This window comes from Caulobacter sp. (assembly GCF_017744445.1).
Lineage (GTDB): Bacteria > Pseudomonadota > Alphaproteobacteria > Caulobacterales > Caulobacteraceae > Caulobacter.
The window spans coordinates 11,766-29,989 of sequence record NZ_JAGIBH010000002.1; the positions used below are offsets into that span (position 1 = coordinate 11,766).

Annotated in this window: 19 protein-coding genes and 2 pseudogenes; 17 read left to right on the forward strand and 4 right to left on the reverse strand. The window is 69.4% G+C overall.

The genetic code is table 11. From position 1 onward, the window contains the following. The first annotated feature begins 61 nt into the window (after positions 1 to 61). Positions 62 to 1,732: an HWE histidine kinase domain-containing protein gene (locus J7528_RS03365; RefSeq protein WP_291871352.1), complete on the forward strand. Its 1,671-nt coding sequence runs from the start codon at positions 62 to 64 to the stop codon at positions 1,730 to 1,732. A gap of 142 nt (positions 1,733 to 1,874) precedes the next feature. Here the strand turns inward: J7528_RS03365 and J7528_RS03370 are convergent, their stop codons facing one another. Next, on the reverse strand, positions 1,875 to 2,603 hold the full coding sequence (locus tag J7528_RS03370; protein WP_291871354.1) for a hypothetical protein: 729 nt from the start codon (positions 2,601 to 2,603) through the stop codon (positions 1,875 to 1,877). A gap of 63 nt (positions 2,604 to 2,666) precedes the next feature. Between J7528_RS03370 and J7528_RS03375 the strand changes: the two genes are divergently transcribed. Together J7528_RS03375 and J7528_RS03380 are read left to right on the forward strand one after the other, a co-directional pair. Continuing rightward, a complete protein-coding gene (locus J7528_RS03375; RefSeq protein WP_291871356.1) occupies positions 2,667 to 3,107 on the forward strand; it encodes a hypothetical protein in 441 nt (146 codons plus the stop codon). A gap of 111 nt (positions 3,108 to 3,218) precedes the next feature. After that, a complete protein-coding gene (locus J7528_RS03380) occupies positions 3,219 to 4,280 on the forward strand; it encodes an HPP family protein (RefSeq protein ID WP_291871358.1) in 1,062 nt (353 codons plus the stop codon). Positions 4,281 to 4,314: 34 nt separating this feature from the next. Here the strand turns inward: J7528_RS03380 and J7528_RS03385 are convergent. Continuing rightward, positions 4,315 to 4,398 (reverse strand): annotated as a pseudogene (locus tag J7528_RS03385) (hypothetical protein); the annotation flags it as partial. Between the two features lie 24 nt (positions 4,399 to 4,422). Further along, the gene (locus J7528_RS03390; protein ID WP_291871854.1) at positions 4,423 to 6,636 is read right to left on the reverse strand and encodes a methyl-accepting chemotaxis protein; all 2,214 of its coding nucleotides are present in this window, start codon (positions 6,634 to 6,636) and stop codon (positions 4,423 to 4,425) included. 104 nt (positions 6,637 to 6,740) lie between these two features. On the opposite strand from J7528_RS03390, the gene J7528_RS03395 reads away from it, so the two are divergent. The 3 genes from J7528_RS03395 to J7528_RS03405 all read left to right on the forward strand — a co-directional run bounded on the left by J7528_RS03395 (position 6,741) and on the right by J7528_RS03405 (position 9,277). Beyond that, entirely contained in the window at positions 6,741 to 7,403 is a 663-nt protein-coding gene (locus tag J7528_RS03395) for a glutathione S-transferase (RefSeq protein ID WP_291871855.1), read from the forward strand. A gap of 79 nt (positions 7,404 to 7,482) precedes the next feature. Then, entirely contained in the window at positions 7,483 to 8,757 is a 1,275-nt protein-coding gene (locus tag J7528_RS03400) for an alginate export family protein (protein WP_291871360.1), read from the forward strand. Positions 8,758 to 8,851: 94 nt separating this feature from the next. Further along, on the forward strand, positions 8,852 to 9,277 hold the full coding sequence (locus J7528_RS03405; RefSeq protein ID WP_291871362.1) for a VOC family protein: 426 nt from the start codon (positions 8,852 to 8,854) through the stop codon (positions 9,275 to 9,277). Positions 9,278 to 9,301: 24 nt separating this feature from the next. Here J7528_RS03405 and J7528_RS03410 read toward each other — a convergent pair. Then, positions 9,302 to 9,435 (reverse strand): annotated as a pseudogene (locus J7528_RS03410) (hypothetical protein); the annotation flags it as partial. 97 nt (positions 9,436 to 9,532) lie between these two features. Between J7528_RS03410 and J7528_RS03415 the strand changes: the two are divergent. The 11 genes from J7528_RS03415 (at position 9,533) to J7528_RS03465 (ending at position 18,224) form a co-directional block, all read left to right on the forward strand. Further along, positions 9,533 to 9,904: a hypothetical protein gene (locus J7528_RS03415; protein WP_291871364.1), complete on the forward strand. Its 372-nt coding sequence runs from the start codon at positions 9,533 to 9,535 to the stop codon at positions 9,902 to 9,904. Beyond that, positions 9,901 to 11,502: a methyl-accepting chemotaxis protein gene (locus J7528_RS03420; protein ID WP_291871366.1), complete on the forward strand. Its 1,602-nt coding sequence runs from the start codon at positions 9,901 to 9,903 to the stop codon at positions 11,500 to 11,502. The genes J7528_RS03415 and J7528_RS03420 overlap by 4 nt, the downstream gene beginning before the upstream one ends. A gap of 123 nt (positions 11,503 to 11,625) precedes the next feature. After that, positions 11,626 to 12,099, forward strand: coding sequence for a transcription elongation factor GreA (greA, locus tag J7528_RS03425; RefSeq protein WP_291871368.1), 474 nt, complete (start codon positions 11,626 to 11,628; stop codon positions 12,097 to 12,099). A gap of 98 nt (positions 12,100 to 12,197) precedes the next feature. Further along, on the forward strand, positions 12,198 to 13,331 hold the full coding sequence (locus J7528_RS03430) for a mitochondrial fission ELM1 family protein (RefSeq protein ID WP_291871370.1): 1,134 nt from the start codon (positions 12,198 to 12,200) through the stop codon (positions 13,329 to 13,331). A 129-nt stretch (positions 13,332 to 13,460) separates the two neighbouring features. Then, entirely contained in the window at positions 13,461 to 13,604 is a 144-nt protein-coding gene (locus J7528_RS03435; RefSeq protein ID WP_291871372.1) for a hypothetical protein, read from the forward strand. Position 13,605: 1 nt separating this feature from the next. Next, entirely contained in the window at positions 13,606 to 13,701 is a 96-nt protein-coding gene (locus J7528_RS03440) for a hypothetical protein (protein WP_291871374.1), read from the forward strand. Next, complete coding sequence (locus J7528_RS03445; protein ID WP_291871856.1) at positions 13,698 to 14,411, forward strand: NTP transferase domain-containing protein; 714 nt, start codon at positions 13,698 to 13,700, stop codon at positions 14,409 to 14,411. The genes J7528_RS03440 and J7528_RS03445 overlap by 4 nt, the downstream gene beginning before the upstream one ends. Further along, entirely contained in the window at positions 14,408 to 15,388 is a 981-nt protein-coding gene (pseG, locus tag J7528_RS03450; RefSeq protein WP_291871376.1) for a UDP-2,4-diacetamido-2,4,6-trideoxy-beta-L-altropyranose hydrolase, read from the forward strand. The genes J7528_RS03445 and pseG overlap by 4 nt, the downstream gene beginning before the upstream one ends. 231 nt (positions 15,389 to 15,619) lie before the next feature. Continuing rightward, positions 15,620 to 16,267 (forward strand): class I SAM-dependent methyltransferase, encoded by a 648-nt coding sequence (locus tag J7528_RS03455; RefSeq protein WP_291871378.1) that lies wholly within the window; start codon positions 15,620 to 15,622, stop codon positions 16,265 to 16,267. Continuing rightward, positions 16,264 to 17,520 (forward strand): flagellin modification protein FlmF, encoded by a 1,257-nt coding sequence (locus tag J7528_RS03460; protein ID WP_291871379.1) that lies wholly within the window; start codon positions 16,264 to 16,266, stop codon positions 17,518 to 17,520. Before J7528_RS03455 ends, J7528_RS03460 begins: the two co-directional genes overlap by 4 nt. After that, the gene (locus J7528_RS03465; RefSeq protein WP_291871381.1) at positions 17,517 to 18,224 is read left to right on the forward strand and encodes a WbqC family protein; all 708 of its coding nucleotides are present in this window, start codon (positions 17,517 to 17,519) and stop codon (positions 18,222 to 18,224) included. The genes J7528_RS03460 and J7528_RS03465 overlap by 4 nt, the downstream gene beginning before the upstream one ends.

Here is an 18,224-nt window from a genome sequence, read left to right on the forward strand (position 1 = left end):
GCTTCGGTATACAAGTCTGGAGGGCGATACCGCGCCCTCGTCGCAGCGGGCGCGCCACCGCATGGAACGGCTGAACGGGGGAGTCTTCGGCGGACGCCGTCGCATCGGCTCGGTGCGTGGCCGGCTCGTCCTCCTGACCGTCAGCCTGCTGGTGCCCGCCCTGCTGTCGATGGGGTTCCTGCTGGCCGGCGCCGACCGCGAGTCGCGCGGGCAGCTGTATCAGCAGCTGGTGACCACCGCCCGCGCCCTGAACGGCGCCGTCGACCGCCAGGCCGCCGTCGGCATCTCGGTGGCCGAGACCCTGGCCACCGACCAGGCCCTGATCAATGGCGACTGGGCCGCCTTCCACGCCCGCGCCCGCCGCGCCATGGAGCGCCGCCCCGGCTGGATCGTCATCGCCGACGCCGACGGCCAGCAGGTGGTCAATACGCTCAAGCCCTGGGGTGAGCCCCTGCCCCGCATCAAGCGCACGCCCGAGGAGACCAACGCCTTCGCGGCCGGCCGCAGCAAGGTCTCCGACCTGCTGAAAGGCCCGGTGGCGGGCAAGCCGGTGATCACCGTGGGCACGCCGATCGTCGTCAAGGGCAAGGCCTATGTGCTGTCCTATGTCGTGGACTCCGCCTCGTTCACCTCGGTGTTCCGCCAGCAGCGCGTGCCCGACCGCTGGGTCGCCACCTTGCTGGACAACCACCGCCGGGTCATCGCCCGCTCGCGCTTCAACGAGAAATTCACCGGCGCCCTGGCGTCCAGGGACATGGAGGAGAACCTCCGCCACTCCACCGAGGGCGTGAACAAGAGCCTGTCGCTGGAAGGCGTGCCAACCATGGTCGCCTATACCCGCTCGCCCCAGACCGGCTGGACCCTGGTGGTGTCGATCCCGCGCGAGGACCTGGCGAGCACGGTCAACCGCTCGGTCTGGCTGGCCGGCGGCGTGTTCCTGGTGCTGCTGGCCCTGGGGATCGCCCTGTCGCTGGTCTATTCGCGCCGGATCAATGACGAGATGCGCCGCCTGGTGGTCGACGCCGACGCCATCGGCCGCGGCGAGACCCTGTCGCCCGCCGATCCTCACGGGCTGGAAGAGATCGCCGCCGTCCACGCCGCCCTGCGCGAGGCCTCCCGCGAGCTGCAGGCCCGCGAAGAGCGCCAAGGGGTGATGATCAACGAACTGAACCACCGCGTGAAGAACACCCTGGCCACCGTCCAGGCCCTGGCGAGGCAGAGCTTCGCCAAGGTCAAGGATGCGCCGCTGGAGGTCTTCACCGACCGCCTGATCGCGCTCTCGGCCGCTCACGACCTCTTGACCCGCACCGGCTGGCGCGAGGCCGACATGGGGGCCCTGGTCGCCGCCAGCGTCGGCGCTCACGTGGACCGCGTCGACCGCGCCGGCCCCGAGGTCGCCCTGGCCCCGCACACGGCGGTGGGCCTGTCGATGGTGTTCCACGAACTGGCCACCAACAGCGTCAAGTACGGCGCGCTGTCGGCGCCCGAGGGTCGCGTTCAGATCGACTGGCGGCTGGACCCGGTAACCGACACCCTGGCCTTCACCTGGCGCGACGTCGGCGGCCCTCCGGTCACCCCGCCCAAGCAGCAGGGCTTTGGCACCCGCCTGATCGAAAGCTCGATCCGCCGCGAGCAGAAGGGCCAGGCGCGGTTCGATTTCAAGCCGGACGGGCTGGTGTTCGAGGCCAGCCTCCCGCTGCCCGAGCAGGTGCGGTGGAGTAACAGCTTCTGAGGCGTCGCTCCCTCTCTCTTAGAGAGAGGGCTGGGGTGAGAGGTTACGAGGTTCGACGGCGTGCCGGCACTCCGGTAACCGCTGTAACCTCTCACCCTCCCACGCTTCGCGTGGGCCCCTCCCTCTCTCTATGAGAGAGGGGTTAAGCGCTCAGATCCACCACCGACCCAGCCCCCTTGGGCATCTGGACCTCGTCGGTCGCGTCCGGCCCCTCCACCGCCTTGGCGGCTTCGGTCAGGACCTTCTTGCCGTCTTCGATATCGGCCGAGCCATCGTCGTCCTTGCCCTTGCCAGTCAGCTTCTTGAGCTTCGCCTCCTGGACAGCGGCGTCGTACATCTGCTTGGCCGCGCCGGCGAAGGTCTTGATCTCTTCCATGTAGATATCGGCGGCGAAGCGCGGCGCGCCCGTGGCGGCCAGCGGGGTCACGACCGGCGCGGCGACTGGAGCGGTGGCGTCCGGCGTGGGCGCGGCGGCCTGCGGGTCGATCGGCTGGCCGTTCTCGTCGAGCTGTTGGCCGGCGTTCTGGGCCGCGTTCTGGGCGCTGGCCGCCTGCGCCGCCTCACGCCCGCCGGCGGTGGCGTCGGCATAGTCCTTGGCCACCTGCGAGTACTGCTTGTAGAGCCGCGCGGCGGCCTTGGCCCGTTCCAGCGGATCCTGGATCAGGGTCAGGGCGACCAGCGCCTTGCTCATGTCCTTGAGCTTCTTGGCGACGTCCTGGCCGGGCGAGGAGCTCTCTTTGGCCGAGCCGTAGGCCGAGGTCGAGCCCGACTCCTTGGCCTCATCCGTCTTCGCGGCCGGATCGTTCGTGACCGGCGTCAGCGACTTGGCCAGGGACGTGACCATGGCCGGGCTGAGAGACGTGACGTTCATCGCTGCAATCCTACGCGCGGGACGACTACGCCCCATACTGGAGTTGGGTTACAGCATGGTTCCATGACACCGTATACCGCACCTGAAGTCGCGGCCCTGGCCGAGCGCCTGCTGGACCGCACCCTGCCGAAGGAGCAGTGGACCCACGCCGCCCACCTGACGGCCACGCTTCGCCTGATCCGCACCCGCGACGCGGGGCTGGAGCGCGACCTGCCGGGCATCATCCGCGCCTATAACGTGGCGGTCGGCGGGGTGAACGACGACAAGAGCGGCTATCACGAGACCATCACCCAGGCCTACCTGGCCGCCATCCGCGCCTTCGAGGCGGCGCTGCCGCCGGGCCTGGACGACGGCGAGGCCGCCAAGCGCCTGCTGGCGACGCCGCTGGGCGACAAGGAGTGGCCGCTGACCCACTGGTCGCGGGAGGTGCTGTTCACGCCGGCGGCGCGGCTGGGCTGGCGGGATCCGGACCTGAAGCCGTTGGACCATCCGCCGGGGGTTTGAGGGCCGCTATGGGCCGTTAGCGGACGTCGCCCCGCCCTTAAGGGCATTTCTTGAACCGGCTGTACAAAAATCGAAAAGACGCCCGCGGGCGGTCGAGCTAAGAGCCCGACCATGAGCACGCTTCACGCCCTGGTTCGCGGCAAGACGCCTATCCGTCCGATCGACGCCTTGCGGGGTGGAGCCGGGGCGTTGCTGGGCCTGCTGTTCGCCGGAATCCTGGGACGCTTCGCCGTCGGCGGCGGCGACTGGCTGCATCCGCTGCTGGTGGCGCCGATCGGGGCGTCGGCGGTGCTGGTGTTCGCCGTGCCGGCCAGTCCCCTGGCCCAGCCGCGCTCGGTGCTGGGCGGCAACATCGTCTCGGCCCTGATCGGTGTCACGGTGGCGATGCTGATCCCCCAGACCCTGATCGCCGCGCCGCTGGCCGTGGGTCTGGCGATCGGCGTGATGATGCTGCTGGGCTGCCTGCATCCGCCGGGCGGGGCCGTGGCGCTGATCTGCGTGATCGGCGGGCCGAAGGTGGCCGAGGCCGGCTACCTGTTCGCCCTGAACCCCGTACTGGTCGACAGCCTGTTGCTGACCGGCGCTGGCATGATCTGGGGCCGGATCACCGGGCACTCCTATCCGCACCGCCCGCCGGTGACGGCGCCGACGCGCACGGCCGGCTACAACACCGCCGACCTGGACGCGGCTCTCGCCCGCTACGGCGAGCTGCTGGACGTCAGCCGCGAGGACCTGGACGCCCTGTTCCGCGAGGTCGAGCTGTCGGCCGCCCAGCGCTTGCACGCCCAGATCCGCTGCGGCGACGTGATGTCCCGCGAGGTCATCAGCCTGCACCACGACCAGTCGGCCGAAAGCGCCCTGGCCTACCTGGCCGAACACGAACTGCGCGCCGCCCCGGTGGTCGACGCCGAAGGCCGCGTCATCGGCATGGCCCGCCGGGCCGAGCTGCAGACCAACCGCCGCCGCAAGGTCGAGGCGGCGCTGGATCCGTTCGTGCACAAGGTCATGGAAACCACGCCGATCGCGGCCCTGCTGCCGATTTTGTCGAGCGGCCATACGCACGAGGCGATGGTGGTGGATGGCGATCGGCGGCTGATCGGGGTGATCACCCAGACGGATTTGATCGCGGTGCTTTATCGGGCGCACGTGGTGGAGAGCGTGGTGGGGGCGTAACTCCCTCTCTCTTAGAGAGAGGGTTGGGGTGAGAGGTTACGAGGTTCGACGGCGTGCCGGCACTTCGGTTGACGCCGTAACCTCTCACCCTCCCACGCTTCGCGCGGGCCCCTCCCTCTCTCTATGAGAGAGGGGTTTTAGATCACGCCGCGCGGCGGGCCGCCGAACGCCCCAGCCGGAACCGCCCCACCAGCTCCATCAACCGCGCCCCCTGCCCGGCCAGCGCTTCATCCGCCACCCGCGCCTGCTCGACCATCGCCAGGTTCTGCTGGGTAAACCGCTCGATCTCGGCCACCTCGCCGTTCACGGCCGAAAGATCCTGGGCCTGTTCGCGCACCGACGAGGCGATCCTTGTCGCCGCCGCGTCGATCCCCGCCATCCGCCCCGCCACGCCGTTCAGCGCCGCGCCCGTGCGTTCGACCTGGGCCACGCCGGCCTCGACGCGGACATTGGACTCCCCGATCAGGGTCTTGATCTGCTTGGCGGAGTCCGCCGAGCGCTGGGCCAGGGCCCGGACTTCCTGCGCCACCACCGCGAAGCCACGGCCGGCTTCACCAGCCCGCGCGGCTTCCACCCCGGCGTTCAGCGCCAAGAGGTTGGTCTGGAAGGCGATCTCGTCGATCAGGCCGACGATGTCGCCGATCTGGCGCGAGGAGGCGTCGATCTCGCCCATGGTGCGAGCGGACTCGGCCACCAGGGTCCCGCCCTGGTCGGCCTCGCCCCGCGCCGAGGCGACCAGGCGGCGGGTCTCGTCGGCGCCGCCGGCGACCTCGCCCATGGCGCTGGTGACGCCGTTCAGCGAGCCGGCGGCGCGCTCCAGGCCTTGGGCCTGTCGTTCGGTGCGGCGGGCCAGTTCGGTCGAGGATTGGCTCAGCGTGTCGCTGGCCGCGCCGATGGCGTCGGCAGCCTCGGCGATCTCGCCGATGGCCTGCTCCAGGCTCTGGACGGCGGTGTTGAAGTCGGCGCGCAGCGGCTCGTAGACATCCGCGAAGGGACCGGGGATGCGACGGCTGAGGTCGCCCTCGGCCACGGCGGCCAGGGCCTCACCCACCTGGCGGACCACGGCGGTCTGCTCATCGATGGACATGGTCAGGGCGGCGGCGCGGTCGCGGTCGGCGTCGGCGGCGGCGCGCAGGGCTTCCTGCTGCTCGCGCAGGGCCTGGGCCCGTTCCAGCTCGGCGCGCAGGGTCTCCAGCGAGCGGGCGATCGAGCCGATCTCGTCGGCGCGCTCCAGCTCTGCCACCGGCTGGTCATAGCGATGCTCGGCCATCACCCGCACGGTGTCGCGCAGGGAGAGCAGCGGGCGAGCGATCAGTTTGCGCGAGGTCAGGGCCAGCACCGACAGAGCGGCCAGCAGCAAAACGAGGCCGCCGATGGCCAGGCCCAGGGCCAGCTGCCGCGCGGGGGCCAACAGGGCTTCCTCGGTGACGTCGACCACCACCGCCCAGGTCGCGCCCGAGGCCAGGCGCACCGGCGCCACCAGGCGCTCGGCCCGCTTGCCGCCGATCTTGACGCCCGAGATCACGGTCGGCCCGCCGCCGGCGATCACCGCCTTGACCTGGTCGAGGCCCGGATCGGCATAGGCCTTCATGCGCAGGGCCGCGTCGGGGTGGCTGACCCACAGGCCGCCGGGCGAGACCAGCATGGCGCGGCCGCCGTCGAAGGGCTTCAGCGCATTCAGGCGGCTGGCGATATCGTCCAGCGCCAGGTCCGCGCCCATGACGCCGACCGTCTTGCCGTCGGCGATCACCGGATAGGTGATCGAGGTCATCAGGACGTACTTGGTCTGGCCGCCGTCGGTGATGTTGTCGCGATAGGGCTCCAGGATCGCCGGCTTGCCGCTGTCGAAGCTGGTCTTGAAGAAGTCCTCGCCGAACTCGGCATCCTCGCCCTGCTCGGCCGCCAGCGCATCCCCGTTGCGCACCCAGTAGCCGATAAAGCGCCCCTGGGCGGTCGAGCCCAGGTCGGCGCGGTTGGCGAAGGCGGCGTCGTCGCCCAGCACGCCGGGCGCGAACATCAGCCAGCCGCCCAGCATGGTCTTGGACGCGTTCGAGATCGGCTTCAGCTGCGCCAGGTACTGGGCGCGGTCGCGCTGGCCCGAGGCGTACGAGGCGGCGAACAGGCCCGCGGAGGCGCGGACGACGGCGTCGGCGTCATCCAGGTCGTTCTTGATCTCCTGGCCGGTCTGGGCGGTCACCGTGGCGGCATAGCGTTCGGCCAGGCCCCTCATGGCCTTGCCGCTCTGCCAGGTGATCAAGAGTGAGCCCGCGATCAGCAGCGCACCAAGCGCGGCGCCGCCCGCCGTCATCAGCTTTCCCGCCAATGACAACCGTTTAAACGCTCCGGTCATCCACAGCCCCCGACTCTACTAAGTCGGGAACTGAACGCTGGAAACCTTGCCGAACCTTGAACGCGTGATCATCGTTCATGCGACAAGATATCCATATTGAGGAAGCGCCCGTGATCGTCGTCCACCATCTGAACAACTCCCGCAGCCAGCGCGTCCTGTGGCTGCTGGAGGAACTGGGCCTTCCGTACGAGATCAAGCGGTACGAGCGCGACGCCGCCACCATGCTAGCCCCGCCCGAGCTGAAGGCCATCCACCCGCTGGGCAAGTCGCCCGTCATCACCGACGGCGACAAGGTCATCGCCGAGACCGGCGCGATCGTGGAGTACATCCTGGAGACCTATGGCCAAGGCCGGCTGATCCCGGCGGCGGGCAGCCCTGAGCGCCTGCGCTATACCTACTGGCTGCACTATGCCGAGGGCTCGGCCATGACGCCCTTGCTGCTGAAGCTCGTTCTCACGGCTCTGCCGAACCGCGCGCCGGGCCTGATGAAAGGGTTAGTCAAGAGCATTGCTGGCCGCGCCCAGGCCGGCTTCGTCGATCCGCAGATCAAGGCCCATGTCGACTACTGGGAAGCCGAGCTTTCCAAGTCCGAATGGTTCGCCGGCGCCCAGATGACCGGCGCCGACATCATGATGAGCTTCCCGCTGGAGGCCGGCATCGCCCGCGGCGGGGCGGTCTCGCGTCCGCATGTGAAAGCCTTTGTCGACAAGGTCCACGCCCGCCCCGCCTATCAGCGCGCCCTCGAGCGCGGCGGGCCTTACGCCTATGCTTAGTGTGACAAAGTATTGCTCAAGCGTGACACTGGGTTCCTCTTGGGAATGTGCTTAACCTTTATGGCCCAACACCCGGACCATGAAGACATCGCTGCTTGCTTGCGCGGCCCTGGGGCTGTTCGGGATCGGAGAGGCCACGGCCGCCGACGCTACTGTCATCGACGCCATCAAGGCGGGCCATCCGATCCTGGAGGTCCGCTCGCGCTATGAGCACTGGGACCAGACCAAGACCCAGACCCTGACCGAGAACGGCCAGGCCCTGAGCGTCCGCGCCCGCTACGGCTGGGAGACCGGCGAGTACAAGACCCTCAAGGGCCTTGTCGATTTCGAGACCATCCGCTGGCTGGGCCCGCAACGCTTCGCCATCACCAACAATGGCGGCCCGCCGCTGAACGGCGCCGACAAGGTCCGCTATCCGGCGATCAACGACCCGGAAGTCACCGAGTTGAACCGCCTGCAGCTGCAATGGACGCCCAGCAAGGTCGCGCAGCTCACCGTCGGCCGCCAGCGCATCCAGATGGACGAACAGCGCTTCGTCGGCGCCGCGCCCTGGCGCATGGACGAACAGACCTTCGACGCCGTCCGCGCCGACATCTCCAAGGGCCGCCTCAAGGCCACCTACGTCTATGTGACCAAGGTCAACCGCACCCTGGGCGAGATCGCCGACTGGGACAGCGACAGCCACTTCCTCAATGCCGGCTGGACGGTGTCGGACGCCCTACGGGTGCAGGCCCTGGTCTACGCCTTCGACTTCAAACAGGCCCCGGCCAGCAGCAGCATCAGCAAGGGCGTGCGGGTCTCGGGCAAGGGCAAGCTGGGCCCCTACGCCCTGACCTATGCCGCCACCTATGCGCGCCAGAACGACTGGCGCGGCAACACCGCCCCGTTCGAGCTCGACTATCTCGGGCTCGACGCCTCGGCGACGCGCGGCATCTACACCGTGCGGCTGGGCTATGACGCCCTGGAAGGCAACGGCCAGCGCGGCTTTGGCTCAGCGATCGGCGCGGCGCACGGGGTCAATGGCTGGGCCGACGCCTGGTCCAGCGCCGGCGGCATCAAGAACTTCGCCGACGGCCTGCAAGACGCCAACATCACCGTGACCCTCAAGCCCAGGCGCCTCTGGCTGCCGAAGAAGAGCGAGCTGATGGCCCGCTATCACGACTTCGACGACGACCGCACCGGCGCCGACCTGGGCCGCGAGTGGAACCTCAGCTGGATCGCGCCGGTCACGTCAAAGATGACCATGCAGTGGAAGTACGCCGACTTCGACCGCGCGGACACCGTGCCCGTGGGAACGCTGGCCCCGCCAGCCTCGCGGACCAAGTGGTGGCTGATCCTGGAGTACAAGCTCTAGTCCTGAGGGGCCTGCTGACAACTTCGGGCGATCGCGCGTGTGAAAACGTCGCCGATCTCGACTAACGTCGGGGAAACCCAAGGGAGATACGCCCATGAAGATCGTCACCAGCCTCTCGTTCCAGGGCGAGTGCCGCGCCGCGTTCGACTTCTACGCCCAGGTGCTGGGCGGCAAGGTCACCGCCGCCTTCCCGTTCGGCGAAGGCCCGCCCGACATGCCGGTCGATCCCAAGTACAAGGACTGGCTGATGCACGCCTGGCTGGACGTGGGCGACCAGTCGATCATGGGCGCGGACATGCCGCCCGAATTCGCCCCCAACATCGACAAGCCCAAGAACGGCTTCGACGTCACCTACCACACCGACGACCCGGCCGAAGCCAAGCGCGTCTTCGAGGCCCTGTCGGAAGGCGGCAAGGTCGGCATGGCCTTCGCCGAGACCTTCTGGTCGCCGGGGTACGGGAGCTTTACGGACAAGTTCGGGATTCCGTGGATGATCAATACGGTGCCGAAGGCGGGGTGATCGGGCTTTAGAGCGCCCCCTCCGTCACGCTGCGTATCCGCAGCGCGCCACCTCCCCCGTTTCACGGGTGAGGAGAAGAGCGCTCCCTCCTGCCCCGCTTGCGGGGAAGGTGGATCGGCGCGGATACGCGACGAGACGGAGGGGGCGTCCTGCCGCCCCGCCCTGCGGCCAAGCGTCGCCTAGGGGCGATCTTAAGCTTTCGCAAACCACGTTGGCGGCAATCGTCTTCATGCGCCCGCACGTTCTCACGGCGCGATGGAGACCCGCGCCTTGACGACCCCGCCCTCACCGACGCGCCGCATTGCCGCCGTCGCGGGCCCGGTCGCCCTGGGCGCACTAGGCGTCTTTCTCAGCCTGTTCGCCGCCGTGGCCGTCGACGCCCAGCCCCGCACGCCGGGACGGGTGGCGGCGGTGTTTCCGCCGTGGTGGAGCCCGGCCCAGATCATCGGCGCGGCCGGATCGGCCGGCGACATCGCCGGGGCCGGCGGCGCGTCCTTCATCGTCATCCTGCGGGGCGACCCGTCCGATCTTTCGCAGCGCGCCCGCGACGCCGGCGCGCTGATGCTGCTCGACCCCGCCCTCGCCGGCGCCTGCGCCAAGCCGGCGGCCTCGGAGCCTTCCTCATGAAACTGGCCTTCTCGAACCTCGACGCCCAACGCGCGGTCGGCGGCAAGCTGATCGCGGTCCTGACCTGGGCCATGATCCCGGTGGTGCTGGGCGCCGGCGCGCTGGTCCATGACGGCCTGCTGGGGCTGGCCGTCGCCTCGGGCGCGACCGCGATCGGCGCGACCCTGGCCTGGAAGTTCGGCGGCGAAGGCTCTGCCGGGCGTTCGCTGGTCGGCGTGGCGCTGATGGCCCAGGTCTCGCTGCTGGTCGCGGCCATGGGCGGTCACGCCTGGCAGAGCGACATGCACATGGCCTATTTCGCCGCCCTGGCCCTGCTGGTGGTCTATTGCGACTGGGTGGTCATCGCCGCCGCGGCCGCCACGGTCGCCGTGCACCATCTGGGCCTGTCGTACCTGCTGCCCAGCGCGGTGTTCCCCGGCTCGGCCAGCCTGGGCCGGGTGATCGTCCACGCCGTCATCCTGATCGTCGAGGCCGGCGCCCTGATCGCCGTCACCGCCAGCGTCAATGCGATGTTCGCCGTCGCCAACAAGGCCCGCGCCAAGGCCGAGGCCGCCGTCGGCGAGGCCCGCGCCGCCAATGACGCCGCCGAGGACGCCCGTCGCTCCGAGGAAGAGAGCCGCACCGTCAACACCGCCGCGCGCGAACGGGCCGAGGCCCAGCGCGACGCCGCCATCGCCGCCCTCGGCCAGGCCCTGTCGCATCTGGCGCGCGGCGACCTGACCGCGCGCCTCGACCAGCGCTTCGCCGAGGCCTACGAGCCCCTGCGCGGCGACTACAACACCGCGGCCGGCAAGCTGGCCGACGCCCTGGCGGTGATCGAGGGCCGCGTCGACGGCCTGCGCGCCGGCTCGGACCAGATCGCCGACGCCTCGGTCAGCCTCTCGCGCCGCACCGAGCGCCAGGCCGCCACCCTGGAAGAGACCGCCGCGGCCATGGAGGAGATCACCACCACGGTCGCCCAGACCGCCTCGGGCGCCAAGAAGGCCGCCGGCGTGGTGGCCCGCGCCCGTGACGACATCCGCCGCTCGGGCGAGGTGGTGCAGCAGGCCGTCACCGCCATGACCGCCATCGAGGGCTCCTCGCAGCAGATCACCAACATCATCTCGGTGATCGACGAGATCGCCTTCCAGACCAACCTGCTGGCCCTGAACGCCGGGGTCGAGGCCGCCCGCGCCGGTGAGAGCGGCAAGGGCTTCGCCGTCGTCGCCCAGGAAGTTCGCGCGCTGGCCCAGCGCTCGGCCGAGGCGGCCAAGGAGATCAAAACCCTGATCTCGACCTCGTCCGCCCAGGTCGAGGAAGGCGTCGGCCTGGTCGGCCGCACGGGCGAGGCCCTGGAGCGCATCGTCTCGCAGATCGCCGAGATCGACGGCCTGGTCAGCGAGATCGCCGCCTCGGCCCAGAGCCAGGCCCATGGCCTCGGCCAAGTCAACAGCGCGGTGAACCAGATGGATCAGGTGCTGCAGGAGAACGCCGGCATGGTCGAGCAGACCTCGGTCGCCACCCAGACCCTGAACGCCGACGCCGCCCTGCTGGCCGACCTGGTGGGCCAGTTCGAGCTGCCGGGCGCGGTCTCACAGCCCGTTCGCCGCCGGGCCTGATCCCGTAAGGTCTAGCTCGCCCCCTTGCGCATCCGAAACCGGGCGCCTATCCTCCCAGCCCCCGGTTGTGAGCGCCCGCGACTGGAAGTCTTTCCTCCCAAGGCGTCCGAGCTAAAATCCGCAATGGAAAAAGTGCCGATGACCGTCGGTGGGTATCAGACCCTCGACGAAGAACTGAAGCGTTTGAAGACCATCGAACGTCCGTCGGTGATCGCGGCGATCGCCGAAGCGCGTTCGCATGGCGACCTGTCGGAAAACGCCGAGTACCATGCCGCCAAGGAGCGTCAGGGCTGGATCGAAGGCCAGATCGCCGAGATCGAGGACAAGATCGCCCGCGCTCAAGTGATCGACGTGTCGAAACTGTCGGGCAAGCAGATCAAGTTCGGTGCGACCGTCTCGGTGATCGACGAGGACACCGAGGAAGAGGCGCGCTACCAGATCGTGGGCGACCACGAGGCCGACGTGAAGTCGGGCCGCATCTCGCTGTCCTCGCCGCTGTCGCGCGCGATGATCGGCAAGGAAGTCGGCGAGGTGGTCGAGGTCAACACCCCCGGCGGCACCAAGGCCTACGAAATCACCAAGGTGGAGTGGCTGTAAGGCGGCTTGCCGCCTTAGCTGCGCCATGAAGTACGGTTCAATGGAACAGGGCTGCCAATCGGCGGCCTTGTTTCGTTTGCGTATGCGGGGTCGATGACTTGGCCGAAGCTCCGAAACTTCCCTTGAAGATCTGGGCCGTTTCCGACGGCCGCGCCGGCATCGAGGCCCAGGTCGTGGGCCTGTCGGATGCGATCGCGCGGCTGGTCCCCTGCGAGGTGACGGTCAAGCGCGTCGGCTGGCGGGGCCGCATCGGCCGCTTGCCGTGGTGGCTGAACCTGCTGCCCAAGCGCTGGCTGACGCCGGAGAGCGGCATCCCCACCGGCAAAAACGAAGAGTGGCCAGACGTCTGGGTCGCCGCCGGCCGCGCCACCCTGCCCCTGTCGATCCGCGCCAAGCGCTGGTCGGGCGGCAAGACCTATGTGGTCCAGATCCAGGACCCGCGGGTCCCGGCCCACATGTTCGACCTAGTGATCCCGCCCAAGCACGACCGCCTGACCGGCGACAACGTGCTGCCGATCAGCGGCTCGCCGCACCGGGTCACGCCCCAGCGGCTGGCGGCCGAGTACGAGGCCTTCAAGGACGTCATCGACGCCCTGCCCCGCCCGCGCGTGGCGGTGCTGGTCGGCGGCAAGTCCAAGGCCTTCGACCTGTCCAGCGAGCGCGCGGCCCAGATCGCCCACTCGATCCAGATCCCGCTGGAGCAGGACGGCGGCAGTCTGCTGATGACCTTCTCGCGCCGCACCCCCGACCCTGCCCGCGCCCTGATGGCCGCGCGGCTGCGGCACCTGCCGGGCATGGTCTGGAACGGCGAAGGCCCCAATCCGTACTTCGCGTTCCTGGCGGCGGCCGACTACATCCTCGTCACCGAGGACTCGACCAACATGGCCACCGAGGCGGCGTCGACCGGCAAGCCGGTCTTCGTGCTGAAGCTGGACGGCCACAGCCTGAAGTTCCGCCTGTTCCACGAGGAGCTGGAGCGCATGGGCGCGGCTCGGCCCTACGGCGGCGCGTTCCATGGCTGGACCTACGACCCGGTCGACGAGACCGACCGCGCGGCGCGGGAAGTGTTGGCGCGGCTGGGGGTGGAGATCCCCGAACCGGTGGCCGAGGCGCCGGTCGAGGCGGCTCCGAAGCCAAAGCGGAAACCTCGGGCGAAGAAGGTCGAGGAAGCGCCGATCGAGGCTCCCGCGCCGAAGCCGAGAAAGCCTCGCGCGGCCAAGCCGAAAGCCTGATTTTTCTGGTTGTGAACGCGCGAATGTTCGCGTTACGTTCGCGAGATGGTTGGGCCAGACACCACATCCCGGATTGGCAAGGCGGCTCGCAACGAAGGTCGAAAGGCCTTTGCCACGACGTGCAACGCTTTGGCGGTCGCGATCTTCATCGCCGCGATTGTCCAGCCGCTGATGACCGGCCAAGTCGGTTTACTGCGCGCGATCAGCGCGCTGGTCACCTTCATTGTCCTGCAAGGCGTTCTCCACTACATCTTGATGCAAGTGGAGGACTGAAATGGACCCTCTGATCTGGATTAATCTGCTCGCGCTGGTGTTCGCAGCCGCCGCCTACGTGGTGTTTTGGCTCTCCATGCGGAACAACCGCCGCTGATCCTCGCCATCCTCCAAGCCCGCATGAGTTCGACCCGCTTGCCGGGCAAGGTGCTCATGCCGATCGTGCGCCAGCCGATGATCGTTCGGCAGATCGAGCGCGTGGCCCGCGCGCGCCTGGTCGACAAGCTGGTGGTGGCCACCTCCAACCGTCCCGAGGACGACGCCATCGAAGCGGCCGTGCGGCGCGAGGGGATCGCGGTGTTTCGAGGCTCGCTGGACAACGTCCAGCAGCGGTTCATCGGCGCACTGGACGCCCATCCGGCCGACCACGTCGTGCGGCTGACCGCCGACTGCCCGCTGGCCGATCCCGACCTGATCGACGCGACCATCCAGCTTTGCCTGTCCAAGGGCGTCGACTATGTCAGCAACACCCCGAACGGCCACGCCCACCCCAAGGGCACTGACGTCGAGGTGATGACCGCCGCCGCCCTGCGCCAAGCCGCCGCCGAGGCGACGACGCAGGAAGCCCGCGAACACGTCACCTGGGACCTCTACCGGTCGGGTCGGTTCAACTGCGCCTGGCTGCCCTGCTATCCCGACCAGGGCGCGGTGCGGTGGACCGTCGACCGGCCCGACGACTATGCCTTCGTGGCGGCGGTCTATGACGCCCTGTACGAAAAGAACCGCGCCTTCACCTCGGATGACGTGCGGGCCTTCGTGAGAAGCCGCCCCGATCTGGCCGACTACGGCGGCGATCCGCGGGCATGACACGCGCCCTGTTCGTCTGCGCGGCCGGTCCCAGCGTGGGCGGCGGGCACGTGATGCGGTCCCTGACCCTGGCGCGAGCGCTGGAGGCGCGAGGCGCGACCTGCGCCTTCGCGGCCACACCCGAGGTCGCCGTGGTGCTGGACGCCTTCGCCCCCGACATGGCGCGGGCCGACACCGACGAGGGCTTCGACGCCCTGGTGTTCGACAGCTACGCCCTCACCGCGCAGGACCACCGCGCGGTGGCGCGAGGCCGTCCGACCCTGGTCATCGACGACCTGGCCGACCGGCGCCTGGCCGCGGACCTGGTGCTGGACGCCGGTCCGGCGCGGAAGGCGACCGACTATGCCGGCCTCGTCCCCGAGCACGCCCAGCTGCTGCTGGGTCCGAACTACGCCCCCGTGCGTCCCGCCTTCGCCGACCTGCGGGACGAAGCCCTGGCGCGCCGGGCTCAGCGAGGGCCGGTGCGGCGGATCCTGGTCTCGTTGGGCCTGACCGATGTGGGCGGCATCACCGGCCGGGTGACGCGACTGCTGCAGCCAATCCTGGGCGACGCCCGACTGGACCTGGTGGTCGGCGGCGGCGCGCCCAGCCTTCCGGACCTGTGGGCGCTGGCGGGCGACGATCCGCGCATCGAGCTGCATGTCGACACCCAGCACATGCCGCAGCTGGTGTTCGACGCCGACCTGGCCATCGGGGCCGGCGGCTCGACCACCTGGGAGCGCTGTGTTCTCGCCTTGCCCGCCCTGACCCTGATCCTGGCCGAAAACCAGGTTGCCGCCGCGCGGGCGCTGGAGGCGGCGGGGGTGACGCCGTGCCTGGAGGTGGGGGCCGCGGACTTCGAAGCCGCGTTCGTGCGGGAGGTCGAGGGGTTGCTGGGGAGCGAGGACCGGCGAGCGGCGTTGTCGGCGGCCAGTGCGACGGTGTGTGACGGCAAGGGTGCGGACCGGGTGGCCCAAACCTTTCTCACCCTGCTCTAGATCTCTCCTCCCCCTTTGGGGGAGGGGGACCGCCGAAGGCGGTGGAGGGGCCAGCGCCGGCCGGCTCATGACCAGCCCCCTCCGTCACGCCTCGCTGCGCGGGCGCGCCACCTCCCCCAAGAGGGGGAGGAGAAAGTAAGAGCCGCCCCGCCAAGTGCGACAACCTGCCCCGCCCAGCTTCATCATCGTTAACAAGTTGTTCGCTGCTTCGGCCGGATTCTCCCGGCCACCATGCGCGCCCTGTCTGACATCCGTGGCCTCAAGTATCCGGACGAGTTCGTCATCCGGCATTTCTTCAAGCGCGGCCTGCATCGCAAGACCGGCCGGGTCGTCGAGCTGGGCGGAGGCACGGGCAACAACCTGTCGCTCTATGCGACCTATGGCTGGGACCTGACCTGCGTCGACTATTCGGCGGCCGCCCTCGAAGACTGCCGCTGGAACCTGGGCGACGGCGTCACCCTGATCGAGGCCGACCTGTCCAAGGGCCTGCCGGACCTTGGGAGCGCGCCGATCGACGTGCTGCTGATCCCCAACCTGCTGTGCTACCTCACCGACGCCCAGGCGAACGCGGTGCTGACCGCCGCCCGCAAGCGGCTGGCGCCCAATGCCGAGGTCTTCGTCCGCACCCGCCTGACCGACGACTATCGTTGCGGCAAGGGCGTGGAGGAGGAGCCGAACGGATGGCGTCTGGCGACGCCCGAGACCGGCGAGGCGGGGCTGTTCAACCTGTTCTACACGGAAGCTGGCCTGGTCGACCGCCTGGTCGAGGAGCTGGGTCTCACCGACATTACCGCCCTGAAGGTGGCGTTCGACAACATCCAGGACGGCGTCCGCGTCGCTCCCAACAGCGACCTTGTGGTCTGGGGCGCGGTCTCTTGAGCTCGCGCGTCCGCATCGTCGGCGGCGGCCTGACCGGCATCCTGGCGGCCTTCGAGGCCCACCGCCTGGGCTCGCGCGACATCACCATCCAGGAGCGTTTCGAGGCCCTGGGCGGCGTCGCGCGCCCCAAGATCATCCACGGCGCCGAGATGCGCGACGGCTGCGTCTATTTCGGCGGAGCCGGCGACGCCATCGTCGAAACTCTGACCGCCCATGGCGCCCGGTTCGAGACCTTCGACAACCGCTTCGGCTCGCTCAGCACCGGGGCCGACGGCAAGCGGGTCTTCACCTGGGACTTTGGCGGCCCGGCCATCGACGCCCCCGCCGGCAAGGTCGGCAGGCCCGCCGACGACAGCCTGGCCGCGCGCCTGGCCGCCTATCCGCCGCAGATCGCCGCCACGCTGGAATCCTACGTCCGCTGGCACCTGGAGACCGACCCGGCCCTCATCCATGGCGAAGCCGCCATCCCGCTGGCCATCAACCGCGTGTTCCCGGCCGCCGCCGACCTGGCCGCCCTGGCCAGCGCCAAGGCGAACGATCCGTGGGCGGACGAGCTGTACGCCATCCCGCGCGGGCTGTCTGGCCGCACCGCCAATGTCACCGCTGCGCTGCCGGCCGGCGGCTTCGCCAAGCTGTTCGACGGTCTGCACGGCGCGCTCACCCGACTGGGCGTCAAGGTCGAGCTGAACTGCCTGGTCCCGCCGCGCCAGCTGATGGCGCAGGACGATCCGGAAGAGACGATCGTCTGGGCCGCCAACCCCACGCCGCTGTTCAAGCCGATGGGCCTGTCGACCCCGTCGCTCGTGAAGAAGAGCTTCTTCACCTATGTCTACGCGGTCGAGGCCTTCGACGGCCCCTGCCCGGTCTATGTCCAGAACTTCACCGCCCAGGGCGCGACCTTCCGGGCCTATCTGTACGAGAGCGGCGGCCAAACGCTGGTGGTCGCCGAGTGCGTCCGCGAGGCCGACCTCAAGACCCTGCCGACCGAGCTGCGCACCCTGCTGTCGGGCTTCGGCGCCCTGAAGCTTGGGCCCGTGGTCCACAGCGACGCCCAGCCGCGCTGGATCTACCACTCGCGCGCCGCCATCGACGGCCTGGCCGCCCTGCGCGGCAAGCTGACCGAACGCTTCGGCGGACAGTTCATTCCCGGCGCCTGGGAGCCCTACGCCAAAAGCGCCAAGCTGGCTGAGGTCAACGCCGCGCTGGCCATGGCGCGACAAGCGACGCCCGCCCGCGTCGCCAAGGCCGGATGAGCCCGCACCACCGGCTCCGGGCGGCGGCGATCATGCAGCCGACCTACCTGCCCTATCTCGGCTATTTCCAACTGATGACCGCGGCTTCCGTCTTCATCTTCCTCGACGACGTGCAGTTCGCCCGCCGCTCGTGGCAGTCGCGCAACCGCATCCTGACGGCCCAGGGCGAGCTGATGCTGACCGTGCCGGTCAAGAAGCACGACCGCGACACGCCCATCCATCTGATCGAGATCGACGACAGCCAGCCCTGGCGCGACAAGCACCTGGCCGCCATCCGCCACGCCTATGGCAAACGGCCGTTCGTCGCCGAGGGCTGGACCTTCATCTCCGAGCAGCTGGCTCGCGAGCGGGACGGCAAGCTGACCGACCTGACCTGCGGCATGGCCCAGGCGGCGGCCGAGAAACTCGACATCCAGACCCGCTTCGTTCGCGCCTCGACCCTGGCCGCCGGCGGCGCGCGGTCCGAGCACCTCTTGAACCTGTGCCGCGCCGTCGAGGCCGAGGAATACGTCTCGCCGATGGGCTCGGCCGACTACATGGAAGAGGATGGCGTGTTCTCCGGCGCTGGCTTTCCGGCGCGGTTCCAGCCCTTCCGGCTGGAGGAATACCCGCAGGGCAGCCAGCCCTTCACCCCGTACATGGGCTTCGTCGACGCGCTGATGAATGTCGGCTGGGACGGGATGAAGGGGTTGGTGCGGGGGTGA

Bases quoted from the DNA above. Each gene is read 5' to 3' on its own strand.
- J7528_RS03375 (WP_291871356.1), top strand. From the start codon at position 2,667: ATGACACCGTATACCGCACCTGAAGTCGCGGCCCTGGCCGAGCGCCTG.
- J7528_RS03365 (WP_291871352.1), top strand. From the start codon at position 62: ATGGAACGGCTGAACGGGGGAGTCTTCGGCGGACGCCGTCGCATCGGC.
- pseG (WP_291871376.1), top strand. From the start codon at position 14,408: ATGACACGCGCCCTGTTCGTCTGCGCGGCCGGTCCCAGCGTGGGCGGC.
- greA (WP_291871368.1), top strand. From the start codon at position 11,626: ATGGAAAAAGTGCCGATGACCGTCGGTGGGTATCAGACCCTCGACGAA.
- J7528_RS03440 (WP_291871374.1), top strand. From the start codon at position 13,606: ATGGACCCTCTGATCTGGATTAATCTGCTCGCGCTGGTGTTCGCAGCC.
- J7528_RS03400 (WP_291871360.1), top strand. From the start codon at position 7,483: ATGAAGACATCGCTGCTTGCTTGCGCGGCCCTGGGGCTGTTCGGGATC.
- J7528_RS03415 (WP_291871364.1), top strand. From the start codon at position 9,533: ATGGAGACCCGCGCCTTGACGACCCCGCCCTCACCGACGCGCCGCATT.
- J7528_RS03420 (WP_291871366.1), top strand. From the start codon at position 9,901: ATGAAACTGGCCTTCTCGAACCTCGACGCCCAACGCGCGGTCGGCGGC.
- J7528_RS03465 (WP_291871381.1), top strand. From the start codon at position 17,517: ATGAGCCCGCACCACCGGCTCCGGGCGGCGGCGATCATGCAGCCGACC.
- J7528_RS03405 (WP_291871362.1), top strand. From the start codon at position 8,852: ATGAAGATCGTCACCAGCCTCTCGTTCCAGGGCGAGTGCCGCGCCGCG.
- J7528_RS03455 (WP_291871378.1), top strand. From the start codon at position 15,620: ATGCGCGCCCTGTCTGACATCCGTGGCCTCAAGTATCCGGACGAGTTC.
- J7528_RS03370 (WP_291871354.1), bottom strand. From the start codon at position 2,603: ATGAACGTCACGTCTCTCAGCCCGGCCATGGTCACGTCCCTGGCCAAG.
- J7528_RS03380 (WP_291871358.1), top strand. From the start codon at position 3,219: ATGAGCACGCTTCACGCCCTGGTTCGCGGCAAGACGCCTATCCGTCCG.